This is a genomic window from Thiobacillus sp. 65-1402, from assembly GCF_001897685.1.
GTDB lineage: Bacteria > Pseudomonadota > Gammaproteobacteria > Burkholderiales > Thiobacillaceae > Thiobacillus.
Genome location: NZ_MKUG01000106.1, coordinates 1 through 13,624 on the forward strand (window position 1 = coordinate 1; position 13,624 = coordinate 13,624).

14 protein-coding genes are annotated in these 13,624 nt (G+C 67.1%); 5 read left to right on the forward strand and 9 right to left on the reverse strand.

The annotated features are described in order from the left end of the window. Positions 1 to 593: TolC family protein (locus BGO62_RS08985; RefSeq protein WP_296641515.1), on the forward strand; the 593-nt coding region annotated here is incomplete at its 5' end. A 39-nt stretch (positions 594 to 632) separates the two neighbouring features. Here BGO62_RS08985 and waaA read toward each other — a convergent pair. Next, a complete protein-coding gene (waaA, locus tag BGO62_RS08990; RefSeq protein ID WP_296641518.1) occupies positions 633 to 1,913 on the reverse strand; it encodes a lipid IV(A) 3-deoxy-D-manno-octulosonic acid transferase in 1,281 nt (426 codons plus the stop codon). A 55-nt stretch (positions 1,914 to 1,968) separates the two neighbouring features. Here waaA and BGO62_RS08995 point away from each other — a divergent pair, with 55 nt between their 5' ends. Beyond that, a complete protein-coding gene (locus BGO62_RS08995; protein WP_296641520.1) occupies positions 1,969 to 2,979 on the forward strand; it encodes an NAD-dependent epimerase in 1,011 nt (336 codons plus the stop codon). A 75-nt stretch (positions 2,980 to 3,054) separates the two neighbouring features. Here the strand turns inward: BGO62_RS08995 and BGO62_RS09000 are convergent, their stop codons facing one another. From BGO62_RS09000 to BGO62_RS09010, 3 genes are all read right to left on the reverse strand, one after another. Then, the gene (locus BGO62_RS09000) at positions 3,055 to 3,510 is read right to left on the reverse strand and encodes a ligand-binding protein SH3 (RefSeq protein WP_296641521.1); all 456 of its coding nucleotides are present in this window, start codon (positions 3,508 to 3,510) and stop codon (positions 3,055 to 3,057) included. Positions 3,511 to 3,702: 192 nt separating this feature from the next. Next, positions 3,703 to 4,881, reverse strand: coding sequence for a methionine adenosyltransferase (gene metK / locus BGO62_RS09005; RefSeq protein WP_296641522.1), 1,179 nt, complete (start codon positions 4,879 to 4,881; stop codon positions 3,703 to 3,705). Between the two features lie 35 nt (positions 4,882 to 4,916). Continuing rightward, positions 4,917 to 6,026: a class I SAM-dependent methyltransferase gene (locus BGO62_RS09010; RefSeq protein WP_296641525.1), complete on the reverse strand. Its 1,110-nt coding sequence runs from the start codon at positions 6,024 to 6,026 to the stop codon at positions 4,917 to 4,919. A 182-nt stretch (positions 6,027 to 6,208) separates the two neighbouring features. Here BGO62_RS09010 and BGO62_RS09015 point away from each other — a divergent pair, with 182 nt between their 5' ends. Then, complete coding sequence (locus tag BGO62_RS09015) at positions 6,209 to 7,621, forward strand: MFS transporter (RefSeq protein ID WP_296641528.1); 1,413 nt, start codon at positions 6,209 to 6,211, stop codon at positions 7,619 to 7,621. A 281-nt stretch (positions 7,622 to 7,902) separates the two neighbouring features. After that, positions 7,903 to 8,520, forward strand: coding sequence for a polymer-forming cytoskeletal protein (locus BGO62_RS09020; RefSeq protein WP_296641530.1), 618 nt, complete (start codon positions 7,903 to 7,905; stop codon positions 8,518 to 8,520). A 207-nt stretch (positions 8,521 to 8,727) separates the two neighbouring features. On the opposite strand, the gene BGO62_RS09025 is transcribed toward BGO62_RS09020, so the two are convergent. After that, positions 8,728 to 9,468 carry a pteridine reductase gene (locus tag BGO62_RS09025; RefSeq protein WP_296641533.1) on the reverse strand — a complete coding sequence of 247 codons (741 nt, stop codon included), beginning with the start codon at positions 9,466 to 9,468 and terminating at the stop codon, positions 8,728 to 8,730. Between the two features lie 74 nt (positions 9,469 to 9,542). Here BGO62_RS09025 and BGO62_RS09030 point away from each other — a divergent pair, with 74 nt between their 5' ends. Continuing rightward, entirely contained in the window at positions 9,543 to 10,688 is a 1,146-nt protein-coding gene (locus BGO62_RS09030; protein WP_296641535.1) for an SAM-dependent methyltransferase, read from the forward strand. A 38-nt stretch (positions 10,689 to 10,726) separates the two neighbouring features. Here the strand turns inward: BGO62_RS09030 and BGO62_RS09035 are convergent, their stop codons facing one another. The 4 genes from BGO62_RS09035 to BGO62_RS09050 all read right to left on the reverse strand — a co-directional run. Beyond that, positions 10,727 to 11,581, reverse strand: coding sequence for a transporter associated domain-containing protein (locus BGO62_RS09035; protein ID WP_296641537.1), 855 nt, complete (start codon positions 11,579 to 11,581; stop codon positions 10,727 to 10,729). A 12-nt stretch (positions 11,582 to 11,593) separates the two neighbouring features. Next, complete coding sequence (gene ybeY / locus BGO62_RS09040; protein WP_296641538.1) at positions 11,594 to 12,046, reverse strand: rRNA maturation RNase YbeY; 453 nt, start codon at positions 12,044 to 12,046, stop codon at positions 11,594 to 11,596. After that, positions 12,033 to 12,989 carry a PhoH family protein gene (locus BGO62_RS09045; RefSeq protein ID WP_296641540.1) on the reverse strand — a complete coding sequence of 319 codons (957 nt, stop codon included), beginning with the start codon at positions 12,987 to 12,989 and terminating at the stop codon, positions 12,033 to 12,035. The genes ybeY and BGO62_RS09045 overlap by 14 nt, the downstream gene beginning before the upstream one ends. Beyond that, a partial coding sequence (locus BGO62_RS09050; RefSeq protein ID WP_296641543.1) for a TRAM domain-containing protein occupies positions 12,986 to 13,624 on the reverse strand: 639 nt, incomplete at its 5' end. The genes BGO62_RS09045 and BGO62_RS09050, both read right to left, overlap by 4 nt.

Here is a 13,624-nt window from a genome sequence, read left to right on the forward strand (position 1 = left end):
GCAACCTGCAGGCCGAGATCCAGCGCATCGCCAAGGCCATCGCCGACCAGGAAGTCGAGCGCAACCGCGCCGGCCACTACCCCACGCTCGATGCGGTGGCAGGCTACACCGTCAACAACAATCAGAATTTCGGCACCACGCAGGTGGACACCCGCATCGCCAGCATCGGGCTGGAACTCAACCTGCCGATCTACCAGGGCGGACTCACCAGTTCGCGCGTGCGCGAAGCCGTCGCCAACCAGGAAAAGGCGCGCCAGGATCTGGAAAACGCCACCCGCGAGGCCAGCCTGCAGGCGCGCCAGGCCTGGCTCAACGTCAGCAGCGGCGTCGCCCGCGTGCAGGCGCTGGAACAGGCGCTCACCTCCAGCAAGGCGCAGCTCGAATCCACCAAGCTCGGCCTGCAGGTCGGCGTGCGCACCAACCTCGACGTGCTCAACGCCGAGCAGCAGGTGCTGTCCGCGCGCCGCGACCTCGCCGGCGCGCGCTATGCCTACCTGCTGTCCGGGCTGTCACTCAAGGCCGCCGTCGGCAGCCTCGGCCCGGCCGACCTGGCCGAAATCGACCGCCACCTGAAACCCGCGGCGCCGCAATAAGCGGGCGGCTGCCGGAGGCCCGCCCCGGGCCGCTTGCGGTCAGCGGACCTTCAGCAGCGGCGCTACCAGCCCCGCCACCCGCGCCGCCGCGCCGCGATGGCGCGCGACGAACGCGAGGCCGGCCTCGCCCATGCGGCTGCGCGCCGCATCATCGTTCAGCAGCTCCAGCGCGTTCTCCAGCAGGTCGTCGGCATCGCTCACCCGCAGCGCAGCGCCCGCCCCGATCGCCAGCCGCGCCGCCTCCTCGAAGTTGAAGGTGTGCGGCCCCACCAGCACCGGCCGCCCCGCGCTCGCCGCCTCGATCAGGTTCTGCCCGCCCAGCGGCGCGAGGCTGCCGCCGACGAAGGCGACGTCGCACGCGGCGTAATACGCGAACAGCTCGCCTAGGCTGTCGCCGAGCAGCACCCGCGTGCCGGCATGCAATTGCGCCCCGTCCAGCGCGCTACGGCGCTGCCATGACAATCCGGCGGACTCGATCAGTTCCGCCACCGCGTCGAAACGCTGCGGATGGCGCGGCACCAGAACCAGCAGCACCCCGGCCGGCGCGGCTGCGGCAAACGCGCGCAGCAGCGGCGCCTCCTCGCCTTCGCGCGTGCTCGCCGCCAGCAGCACGGAGCGCTGTCCCCATTGCGCCTTCCAAGCCGCGCCGCGTTCGAGCAGCGCGGGCGGCGGCGCGATGTCGAACTTGAGATTGCCGGTGACATGCACCGATGCGGCGCCCAGCTTGAGCAGGCGCGCGGCGTCGGCTTCGCTCTGCGCAGCGACGGCAGCGATACGCGCGAGGCACGCCCGCGTCAGCGCCGGCAGCCGCGCGTAGCCGCGCGCCGAGCGCGCCGACAGCCGCGCGTTCGCCAGCACCATGGGAATCCTCTGGCGCGCCGCGGCATCGATCAGGTTGGGCCACAACTCGGTCTCCATCAGGATGCCGGCACGCGGCTGCACGCGGCGCAGGAAGCGGCGCACCAGCCAGGCGTAGTCGTAGGGCAGATAGACGATGGTCGCGAAGTCGCCGTACAGCGCTTCGGCGGTGGCGCGCCCGGTCGGCGTCATGCAGCTGAGCAGCAGCGGCGCGTCCGGATGCGCGGCGCGCAGGGCGGCGACCAGCGGCTGCGCCGCGCGCATCTCGCCGACCGACACCGCATGGATCCACAGCGCGCCGGCCACCGGCGCGGGGCCAAGCGCCAGCCGCTCGTTCCAGTGTTGCAGATAGCCGCGCTCGCGGCGGCCGCGCCACAACAGGCGCAGCGGAATCAGCGGCGCTGCCAGCAGCAGGACCAGCCGGTAGAGCGTCCAGTCGAATAGCAGGCGCAGGGTGGGCATCGCCGGATTGTAAAGGCGCCGATGCTAAACTTGACGCCACTTTGGAGGCCAGACAATGAAAATCCTGCTCACCGGCGCCGCCGGGTTCATCGGCATGCACGTCGCGCAAATCCTGTTGCAGCGCGGCGACGAAGTGGTCGGCATCGACAGCCTCAACGACTACTACGACCCGGCGCTGAAGCTGGCGCGGCTGGAACAGCTGAAGCCCTGGCCCAACTTCCGCTTCCTCAAGGACGACATCTCCGACCGCATGACGATGGAGGATCTGTTCGAGAAGGGCCACTTCGACGCCGTCATCAACCTCGCTGCGCAGGCCGGCGTGCGCTACTCGCTGAAGAATCCGCACGCCTACGTACAGTCCAACATCGTCGGCTTCGCCAACCTGCTCGAAGGCTGCCGCCATCACGGCGTCAAGCACTTCGTCTACGCGAGCTCGTCCTCAGTCTACGGCGCCAACACCAAGATCCCGTTCTCCACCCACGACCCGGTCAACCACCCGGTTTCACTCTACGCCGCGAGCAAGAAGGCCAACGAGCTGATGGCGCACACCTACTCGCACCTCTACGGCCTGCCGACCACCGGGCTACGCTACTTCACCGTCTACGGCCCGTGGGGTCGGCCCGACATGTCGCCGTGGCTGTTCACCTCGGCGATATTGGAAGGCCGCAGCATCGACGTCTTCAACCACGGCGACATGATGCGCGACTTCACCTACATCGACGACATCGCCGACGGCACCGTCAAAGTGCTCGATCGCATCCCGCAGCCCAATCCGAACTTCGACCACAAGAACCCCGACCCGGCATCGAGCCACGCGCCCTACCGCGTCTACAACATCGGCAACCACACCCCGGTGCAGCTGATGGACTTCATCGGCACCATCGAGAAGGCGTTGGGGCAGGAAGCGAAGAAGAATTTCCTGCCGATGCAGGATGGCGACGTGCAGGCGACCTACGCGGACGTCGACGACCTCATCCGCGACACCGGCTTCAAGCCGGCGACGACGCTGGAGTATGGGATCGGGAAGTGGGTGGAGTGGTATCGGGCCTACAAAAAACTGGCCTGAGCCGGCGGAGCGGGGGCTGACGGGGTTTCGACGAAAACGGACCGAAGCCTCCGCCCGTGACCGGGCGAACGGACGTCAGGCCCCGGCGGCGTAGGCCTCCTTGGCGTGCCGTGCCGCTTCAAGCTCTGACGGATCGTAGGCCTTGCCGGACCAGAGCATCTCGTAGGCGATCTCCTCGTTGCCGTTCTCGCACAGTTCCAGCGCACGCCGGAACAGCGGCTGGAAGGTCTCGGACTTGTGCGAGCGCTCGTGGAGCTCGAACGTTGTCCAGAACGTCACGATCAGTGCCTCGCGGCCCTTCATCGGGCTTTCGACGGCCTGCCCGATCGTCGAGCCTTCGTTCGACACCTGCCCGGAATTCAGCGCGACGAAGCCCCCGACGAAGCCCGTGTCGGAGTGATAAGTCTTGACGTTTTCGCAGAGGAAGGCCACGCGTTCCTGCAGGTCGTCCACGCTGTATTCCGGTTTGAGGACCACGCGATTGACGGTCACGATGCCGTCAGAGGGGAAATTCGAGATCAAACCGCTCAATTTACTGCTCCTGTGAAGTCAAAAAATGCACCGAACTGGTGCATTTACAGAGTAAAGAGGGGGGCAATATTTATCAAACGATTATTATCTGTACTTAATATCGATAAATTCGATTGAACAATCTTAACTATTGAACTATTGGGGGCAGATCACCATAAAAAGAAGTCGGGTTCACATTGTTTTCAACCCGCCTCAGCCCTTGTACGCCGCCAGCTTTTCCGCCTGATCCGTGCGCTCCCAGGTGAACTCCGGCTCGGCCCGGCCGAAATGGCCGTACGCGGCGGTCTTCCGGTAAATGGGGCGACGCAGGTCGAGGCTTTCGATGATGCCGCGCGGGGTGAGCTTGAAGGTGCAGCGCACTATGTCTTCCAGCTGTTCATCGGGCACGGTTCCGGTGCCGTAGGTGTCGACCAGCAGGGACACCGGCTCGGCGACGCCGATGGCGTAGGCCAGCTGCACCAGGCAGCGCCGCGCATAGCCCGCCGCGACCAGGTTCTTGGCGATGTAGCGCGCCATGTACGCGGCCGAGCGGTCGACCTTGGTGGGATCCTTGCCGGAAAACGCGCCGCCGCCGTGCGGGCAGGAGCCGCCGTAGGTGTCGACGATGATCTTGCGGCCGGTGAGGCCGGTGTCGCCGTTGGGGCCGCCGATTTCGAACGGGCCGGCGGGATTGACCCACAGCCGGAAGGTCGGCGTGCGCAGCTCGGCCGGCACCAGCGGGTCGACGATTTCGCGCGTCACTTCCTGCGCGACCCAGGCGGGGTCGAGGTCGCGGGCGATCTGGGTGGAGATGATCACGGTTTCGACGCCGGCCATTTTGTTGCCTTCGTAGGCGACGGTGACCTGGCTTTTGGCGTCGGGGCGCAGCCACGGCAGGGCGCCGGATTTGCGCAGCGCGGCCTGCTTCTGCACCAGCCGGTGCGCGAGCCATAGGGGATACGGCATGAGGTCGGGGGTTTCGTCGCAGGCGTAGCCGAACATCAGGCCCTGGTCGCCGGCGCCGATGTCGCCGTCGGCCAGGGTGATGCCCTTGTGGATCTGGATCGACTGGTGGTTAAAACGCACCTGCACTTCGCAGGTGTCGGGGTCGATGCCGGTTTCGGCATCGCGGTAGCCGATGTCGCGCAGCACCTGGCGGGCGATCGATTCAGCGCGCCCCCGCACCTCGTCGAACAATTCCTTGCGCACGGTTTTGAACTCGCCGGTGATCACCATCAGGTTGTCGGCGACGAGGGTCTCACAGGCGACCTTGGCCTCGGGTTCTTCGGCCAGAAAGGCATCCAGGATGGCGTCCGAAATCTGGTCGGCGATCTTGTCAGGATGGCCTTCCGACACGGACTCGGAGGTAAACAGATGGCGGCGGGTGTTCATGATGCGTTTCCTGTTGGGTGTGATGAGTCTGTTGGTCAGGGGTTTCGTGCGGTGAGGCGCCACAGCGACGTCACCTCGGCCGCGCGCGCGGCGTGGAGCGGATCGGTGGCATCGGCGGCGCGGGGATGCGTGGGCTTGGTGTCGATCCGCGCCACGACGTTCAATCCGGCGGCGTCGAACGCGGCGAGCAGCCACTCGCGTGTACGCAGCCCCAGATGTTCGGCGAGGTCCGACAGGACCAGCCAGCCTTCGCCGCCCGCTTCCAGGTGCGCCGCCAGCCCGTTCAGGAAGCCCAGCAGCATGCGGCTGTCCGGGTCGTAGATCGCGTGTTCGAGCGGCGAATTGGCACGCGCGGGCAGCCAGGGCGGATTGCAGACGATAAGCGGCGCGCGCCCTTCGGGGAACAGGTCGGCCTCGACCACATCGACCCGCCCTTTCAGTCCAAGCCGGGCGATGTTCTGGCGCGCGCAGGCCAGGGCGCGCGGGTCCTGGTCGGTGGCGACGACATGCTTGACCCCTCTGCGGGCGAGCAGCGCCGCCAGCACGCCGGTTCCGGTGCCGATGTCGAAGGCGAGCTTCGATGTCGGCAGCGGCGCCTCGGCCACCAGCTTGAGATACTCGCCACGCACCGGCGAAAACACCCCATAGTGGGGGTGGATGCGCTCGCCGAGTGCCGGGATGTCCACGCCTTTCTTGCGCCACTCGTGGGCGCCGATCACGCCGAGCAATTCGCGCAGCGAGACCACCGAGGGCTCCTCCCCCACGCCGTAGGCTTCGGCACAGGCTTCTTTGACATTCGGCGCACGGCGCAGGGGAATGCTGAAATCCGCCTCCAGCGGCAGCAGCAGCATCCCCAGGGTGCGGGCGCGCTGGGACTGCGCCTGGCGATGCAAATTGAAAGCCTCGGTCGGCGACGACGCAGGCTTGCGCGGCTTGCGGTCGATGCGGCGCGCCATGGCCTGCAGCAACTGGCGCGCGTTCTGGAAGTCGCCCCGCCACAGCAGCGCGGCGCCCTCGCTGGCCAGGCGAAAGGCCGCATCCGCGGCAAGGCGGTCGTCGACGACCATCACGCGCCTGGGCGGTGGCGCGCCGCCCTCCGAACGCCAGCGGGCAGACCGGCTCACGTCGGCCTCGGTCCAGTTCACAACAGGATCAATCGTGTCAGGCACGGCGGGTCACCACGAAAATAACAGGGAAGAATACATGGGGACACGATTATGCGCCGAGCGACGGGACGGCATGGACGCTAATCTGCCGATGCCAGTTCGCTGGACGCGGGCTGACGTAAACTAGCTTGCCCGGTACTGCCCTACCCCAACCTGCACAGATGAACCCTTCCACGGTCAAAACCTACCTGCCCTGGGTCGTGGCCGTGGCGCTGTTCATGGAAGGGCTCGATACCACCATCGTCAACACCGCGGTGCCGGCGATCGCCGAGGGCCTGCAGGTGACGCCCTTGAGCCTGAAGGCGGTGGTGACCAGCTACATCCTGAGCCTGGCGGTGTGCATTCCGGTGAGCGGCTGGATGGCGGACCGCTACGGCACGCGCCGCGTGTTCGGCATCGCGGTGGCTATCTTCACCCTGTCCTCGATCCTGTGCGGCCTGGCGCAGAACGCGCCGACGCTGGTGGCGGGGCGCATCCTGCAGGGCGTCGGCGCGGCGATGATGATGCCGGTGGGGCGGCTGGCGATCATCCGCACCTTCCCCAAATCGGAGCTGCTGCGGGCGATGAACTTCGTCATCATCCCGGCGCTGATCGGGCCGCTGCTGGGGCCGACGGTCGGCGGCCTGATCGTGCACTGGCTGTCGTGGCACACCATCTTCTTCATCAACGTGCCGGTGGGGCTGCTGGCGCTGTGGCTGGCGCATCGCCACATGCCGGATTACCGCGGCGAGTCGCGGCGGCCGCTGGATGTCGTCGGCCTGCTGCTGTTCGGCAGCGGCGCGGCGCTACTGTCGTGGCTGCTGGAAATCTTCGGCGAGCACGAGATCGGCGCGGCCTCGGCGGCCCTGCTGCTGGCGCTCAGCCTCGGCCTGCTCGCCGCGTATGGCTGGCATGCCGGCCGGGCGCCGCATCCGCTGCTGCGGCTGGGGCTGTTCCGGGTGCGCACCTTCCGCGTCGCGGTGATCGGCGGCTTCATCACGCGCCTGGGGGTGGGCGGCATGCCGTTTCTGCTGCCGTTGCTGTTCCAGCTCGGCCTGGGGATGCCGGCGTGGCAGTCGGGCCTGCTGATGATGCCGATCGCCACGGCCGCCATAGGCATGAAGCTTGTCTCCGCGCGGGTGCTGGCGCGCTTCGGCTACCGGCGCATCCTGATCGCGAACACGGCCATGATCGGCACCATCGTCTGCCTGTTCTCGCTGGTGGCCCCGGCCACGCCGACCATGCTGATCGTGCTGCTGGGCCTGGCCTTGGGCTTCTTCAATTCGCTGCAATTCACCTGCATGAATTCGCTGGCCTATGCCGACATCGATCCCCCCGATTCGAGCATGGCCAGCACCATCGCCAGCTCGCTGCAGCAGATGTCGATGAGCTTCGGGCTGGCCTGCGGCTCGCTGGTCGCCGGCTGGTACCTGGGCGAACTGCCGCAAACCGACCGCGCAGCGGTGACGGCCGCGCTGCACTACGCCTTTCTGACGCTGGGCGGCCTGACCATCCTGTCGGCGCTGTCGTTCCGCTCGCTCGGCGTCAGGGATGGCGAGAGCGTCAGCCGCGGGAACCTGCGCGAGACGGTGTAAGCGCGGAAATCCCCTGCATGTCGCCGTCGGGCGACATGCACGATCCTGCCTATCCCGCTGTTTTATCGGGCAATCCTTCAAACCGGCGGGATTTGGCGTCGCCATTGAGCGACATTTGCCCCCGCTTTTTTCCCGGCCCACTCCGGCCAGGCTCTCTATCGATCTGTTTGCAAATGAGTTTTAACTGCTGGCGCGGGTATTGCTGTGTGCCCCCTGCGGCCAGTTCCGGCCGCAACCACACCAGAGCGTTTTACAACCCCGCATCGAGAGAGACCCATCCCATGCTCAAGACCTTCATGCACTCCGGCAACCCCGCCAATTCCAGAAACGACCCGGCCCGGGCGGGCCATACCGGCTACCCCGCCAAACCGGCCGAATCCCCCAGGCCGGCCGAGGCGGTCCGCGAGGAAGCCACGCCGCAGCTTGCCAAAGCCGCACGCAACGACGAGGGCAGCAAGCTCATCGTCGGCCCCAACATCAAGCTGAAAGGCTCCGAAATCACCGATTGCGAGATCCTGGTGGTGGAAGGCCGCGTGGAAGCCTCGATGAACAGCCGCGACATCCGCATCGCCGAAGGCGGCGTGTTTTCGGGCAAGGCCGAGATCGACGTGGCGGAAGTGCGCGGCACCTTCGAGGGCGAACTGACCGCCCGCAAGCGCCTGGTGGTGTATGCCACCGGCCGGGTCAACGGCACGATCCGCTACGGCGCGCTGATGGTCGAGGAAGGCGGCGTCATTTCCGGGAACATGGCGACGCATTCCACCGGCCCCAGCCTGGCCAAGCTTGCGGACAGCACCGCGCAAACCCCGGTACCCGAAGCGGACGAGGAAAAGACACCGGCGCTGGAGCAAGCCCATTCCGGCTCTCCGTTCGCCCGCGGCCAGAGGCGGCAGGCTTGACCGGAGCCGGATGGACCGCGCGCTGTCGTCGGCAAGCGACAGTGGCGAACCGGTGCCGGGCGCTGGATCGCAACCTCCTGCGCTGCGGCTCGCGCAAGCTCGCATCACGCCTGCGCGCGGTGCGGGCGGACGGCGAACTGAACCGCCTCGCGGCGCTGATGCTCTACCGGGCGCGGACCATGGCGAGACTGAAGGCTGCGGCGGCGGCTAAAGCTTCGCGCTGCGCCCGCCGTCGACTGCCAGGATCTGCCCCGTCACGTAGTGCGTATCCATCGCGAAGAAGCGTACCGCCAGCGCAATGTCGCTGGGATCGCCGGCGCGCTTCAGCATGGTGTGCGAGACGATGCGCTGGCGCGAGACCTCGTCGAAATTCGAATCGCCCTCGGGCCACATGATCGGCCCCGGCGCGATGCCGTTGACGCGCACCTCGGGCGCCAACTCGCGCGCCAGCGACTTGGTCAGCCCGACCAGACCCGCCTTGGCGACGGAATAGACGACGTAGCTTTTCATCGGGCGGTCGGCGTGGATGTCGGTGATGTTGATGATGCAGCCGCGGCGCTTCTTCAGCTCGGGGGCGGCGGCCTGCGACAGGAACATCGGCGCCTTGAGGTTGCTGCCCATCAGATCGACCCAGTCCTTCTCGCTGATGTCGCCGACCGGCGTGGGATAAAAGCTCGACGCATTGTTGAGCAGCACGTCGAGGCCGCCGAAGCTGGCGACGGTCTGCTGGACCAGGCTCGGCAGGCCGCCGGTGTCGTGCAGGTCGGCCTGGATCAGCGCCACCGAATCGGGGCGGATGGCGTTGAGTTCGTCCTGCAGTGCGCGCGCCTCGGTGGCCGAGCTGCGGTAGTGGATCATCAGGTTGGCGCCGGCCGCGTGCAGCAGGCGCGCCGACGCCGCGCCTACCCGCTTGGCCCCGCCGGTAATCAATACGACTTTGCCTTGCATCGGGGTTCGCCCTTATAGTCACTCGATCCTGGATTATCCAGCCATTCCGCATTATTTCTGAACTGTCCCGCCGCATGCTGCCCGCTCCCTCCCCCGACGCCCTCGCCCATAGCCGGCGCGTCGCCGCGCATCTGCGCGCACTGATCGAAAACGCCGGCGGCTGGATCCCCTTCTCGCGCTACATGGAGGCGGCGCTGTATGCGCCGGGTCTCGGCTACTACGCCGCCGGCGCGATGAAATTCGGCGCTGCCGGCGACTTCGTCACCGCGCCGGAACTCACGCCGCTGTTCGGCCGCACGCTGGCGCATGCGATCGCACCGCTGCTGGCCGAGACCGGCGGCGAGGTGCTGGAACTGGGCGCCGGCAGCGGGCGGCTGGCGGTCGACCTGCTGGGCGAACTGGAACGGCTTGGCGCATTGCCGGCCCGCTATCGCATCCTGGAGGTGAGCGCGGACCTGCGCGAACGCCAGCAGCACACGATTGCACGCGAACTGCCGCATCTGCGCGAGCGGGTGCAATGGCTGGACGAACTGCCGGCGCATTTCAGCGGCGCCATCCTCGGCAACGAGGTGCTCGACGCGCTGCCGGTGGACCTGGTGCACTGGACGGCGGATGCGTCGCTGGTGCGCGGCGTGGCGCTGGATGGCGACAATTTTGCGTGGCAGGACCGGCGCATCGCCGACCCGCTGCTGCACGCCCGCGCCGCGGCGCTGAACCTGGCGCCCGGCTATCTCTCCGAGATCAGCCTGGCGGCCGATGCGCTGATCGCCGCGCTTGCGCAGTCTCTGCAACGCGGCCTGCTCCTGCTGATCGACTACGGCTTTGCCGCAAGCGAGTACTACCACCCGCAGCGCCACATGGGCACGCTGCGCGCGCATTACCGCCACCATTCGCTGGACGATCCGTTCTATCTGCCGGGCCTCGCCGACCTCACCGCGCACGTCGATTTCAGCGCGGCGGCGCGGGCGGGAACGGCGGCGGGGCTCGAACTCGCGGGCTACGCCAGCCAGGCAGGCTTTCTGCTGAACAGCGGCCTCGCCGAACTGCTGATGCAGACGCCGCCCGCCGATGCGGCGGCCTACCTGCCGCAGGCCAATGCGGTGCAGCGGCTGGTGTCGCCGGCCGAGATGGGCGAGTTGTTCAAGGTGATCGGCTTCGCCAAGGGAGCCATCCCGCCGCTGGCCGGCTTCGCCCGCGGCGACCGGCGGCACACGCTGTAAGGCTTGCGCGCCCGGGTGATGGCCAGGAGTGGTGCGCCCTAAACCAGCGGCAGTTGCGCTTCCGCTTCCTCCTGCAGGCGGGTGACGCGCACCGCGTGCAGGCGGCGGCTGTCGGCGCGCAGGATGCTGAAATTGAAGCCGTCGAATTTCACCGATTCGCCGCGCTTGGGCAGATGACCGAAACGCGACACGATGAGGCCGCCGACGGTGTCGAATTCCTCGTCGGAGAAATGCGCGCCGAGGGCCTGGTTGAAGTCGTCGATCTCGGTGGCGGCCTTGACGCGAAACACGCCCTCGTTTTCGCGGATGATGTTGTCCTCGGTTTCGTCGAAATCGTATTCGTCCTCGATGTCGCCGACGATCTGCTCGAGCACGTCCTCGATCGTCACCAGCCCGGCGACGCCGCCGTATTCGTCGACGACGATGGCGATGTGGTTGCGGTTGGAGCGGAACTCCTTCAGCAGCACGTTGAGCCGCTTCGACTCCGGGATGAACACCGCCGGGCGCAGCATGCCGCGGATGTCGGTGTCGGCCTCGGCGTAGTGGCGCAGCAGGTCTTTCGCCAGCAGGATGCCGATGACGTCGTCGCGGTCCCGGTCGATGACCGGAAAGCGCGAGTGCGCGGTTTCGATGGCATGCGGAATGAAGATTTCAGGCGCATCGTTGATGTCGATGACTTCCATCTGCGCACGCGGGATCATGATTTCGCCGACCCGCATTTCGGACACCTGCAGCACGCCCTCGATCATCGCCAGGGCGTCGGCATCCATCAGACTGTTTTCGTAGGCGCCGTGCAGCAGTTCGATCAACTGCTCGCGGTCTTCGGGCTCGCGCATCAGCCAGTGGGAAATGCGCTCAAGCAAACTCGGCTTGGGACTACTGTCGGGCTCCATGTGGGCAAAAACTCAGGATGAATAGGGACTGGGGATGCGAAACCGTTTCAGTATAGCGGCTTCGCGCGATTCCATGATGTCGGCGTCCGCCGGGTCGATGTGGTCGTAGCCTTGCAGGTGGAGCACGCCGTGGACGGTCATGTGGGCGTAATGATGCTGCAGCGGCTTGCCCTGTTCGCGCGCCTCGCGCTCGACCACCGGCGCGCAGATCACCACGTCGCCGCCCAGCACGCCGGGCGAAATCTCGCCGTATTCGAAAGTCAGCACGTTGGGCACGTAGCCCTTGTGGCGATAGTCCCGGTTGAGCGACTGCGCCTCCTCGGCGTCGACGATGCGCACGGTGATCTCGGCGGCGTGTTCCAGCGCGGCGGCGACCCAGCGGCGGATTTGCGCGCGCGCCGGCAGTGCGTCCGCGGCGCTGGCGAACTGCACCGCCAGCCGCAATTCGGGGTCAGGGTCGGCCATCTGTCTGCGCGCGGCGCGCGGCATAGGCATCGACGATGCGGCCGACCAGCGGGTGGCGCACCACGTCTTCGGACTGGAAATGGGTGAAGGCGATGCCGCGCACCTCGCCCAGCACTTCGGCCGCATCCGTCAGCCCGGACTTGACGTGCTTGGGCAGGTCGATCTGGGTCGGGTCGCCGGTCACCACCGCACGCGCGCCAAAGCCGATGCGCGTCAAAAACATCTGCATCTGCTCGGGCGTGGTGTTCTGCGCCTCGTCGAGGATGATGAAGGCGTGGTTGAGGGTGCGCCCGCGCATGAAGGCAAGCGGCGCGACCTCGATGGCGTGGCGCTCGATCAGCCGCGTCACCTTGTCGAAGCCCATCAGGTCGTACAGCGCGTCGTAGAGCGGGCGCAGATAGGGGTCGACCTTCTGCGTCAGGTCGCCGGGCAGGAAGCCGAGCCGCTCACCGGCTTCCACCGCGGGCCGCGTCAGGACCAGGCGCTTGACCTGCTCGCGCTCCAGCGCGTCGACCGCGCAGGCGACCGCCAGATAGGTCTTGCCGGTGCCGGCCGGGCCGATGCCGAAGGTGATGTCGTGGCTGCGGATCTGCTCGATGTATTCGCCCTGGCGCGGAGTGCGCGCACGCAGGTCGGCCCGCCGCGTGCGCAAGGCGGGGCCTTCCTCGTCGGCGCGGCCGCGCGTGATCTCGACCAGCCCCAGCTGGATGTCGTCGAGCGAGAGCGCATCGTGCGCGCGGTTGTAGAAATGCTCGATTGCCTGCGCCCCCTTCTCCGCCTGCGCGGCGTTGCCGCTGAAGCGGAAACTGGCGCCGCGGCGGCCGATGGTGACGTCGAACGCCGCCTCGATCTGGCGCAGGTTCTCGTCCATGGGGCCGCACAGGTTGGCCAGGCGCCGGTTGTCTTCCGGCGCCAGCCGCAGTTCGACGATGTCGGTTTTCAAGCGCTTCCGCTTTCGCTGATGGCGACCTCGCCGCGCAGACTGTGCGGCAGGGCCTGGGTGATGACGACGTCGACGAAGCGGCCGATCAGGCGCGGCTGGCCGGCGAAGTTGACGATGCGGTTGTTGTCGGTGCGGCCGGCGAGCTCCTCGGCGTTCTTGCGGGCACGGCCTTCGACCAGCACGCGCTGCACGGTGCCGACCATGGCCTGGTTGACCCGCTGCGCCTGCATCTCGATCTGCGCCTGCAGACGCATCAGCCGCTGCGTCTTCAGCTCGGCCGTGACGTCGTCCGGGTAGTCGGAGGCCGGGGTGCCGGGGCGCTTGCTGTAGATGAAGGAGAAGCTGGCGTCGAAGTCGAGTTCCTCGATCAGCTTCATGGTCGCCTCGAAATCGGCCTCGGTCTCGCCGGGAAAGCCGACGATGAAGTCCGACGACAGGCAGAGGTCGGGACGCCGTTCGCGCAATTTCCGCACGATCGATTTGAATTCGAGCACGCTGTGGCCGCGCTTCATCGCCGCGAGGATGCGGTCGGAGCCGGACTGCACCGGCAGATGCAGGTGCGACACCAGCTTCGGCAGCGTGCCGTAGCAGTCGATCAGCCGCTGCGTCATTTCGCGCGGGTGGCTGGTGGTGTA

Bases quoted from the DNA above. Each gene is read 5' to 3' on its own strand.
- ybeY (WP_296641538.1), bottom strand. From the start codon at position 12,046: ATGGCCGACCCTGACCCCGAATTGCGGCTGGCGGTGCAGTTCGCCAGC.
- BGO62_RS08995 (WP_296641520.1), top strand. From the start codon at position 1,969: ATGAAAATCCTGCTCACCGGCGCCGCCGGGTTCATCGGCATGCACGTC.
- BGO62_RS09030 (WP_296641535.1), top strand. From the start codon at position 9,543: ATGCTGCCCGCTCCCTCCCCCGACGCCCTCGCCCATAGCCGGCGCGTC.
- BGO62_RS09035 (WP_296641537.1), bottom strand. From the start codon at position 11,581: ATGGAGCCCGACAGTAGTCCCAAGCCGAGTTTGCTTGAGCGCATTTCC.
- BGO62_RS09025 (WP_296641533.1), bottom strand. From the start codon at position 9,468: ATGCAAGGCAAAGTCGTATTGATTACCGGCGGGGCCAAGCGGGTAGGC.
- metK (WP_296641522.1), bottom strand. From the start codon at position 4,881: ATGAACACCCGCCGCCATCTGTTTACCTCCGAGTCCGTGTCGGAAGGC.
- BGO62_RS09020 (WP_296641530.1), top strand. From the start codon at position 7,903: ATGCTCAAGACCTTCATGCACTCCGGCAACCCCGCCAATTCCAGAAAC.
- waaA (WP_296641518.1), bottom strand. From the start codon at position 1,913: ATGCCCACCCTGCGCCTGCTATTCGACTGGACGCTCTACCGGCTGGTC.
- BGO62_RS09015 (WP_296641528.1), top strand. From the start codon at position 6,209: ATGAACCCTTCCACGGTCAAAACCTACCTGCCCTGGGTCGTGGCCGTG.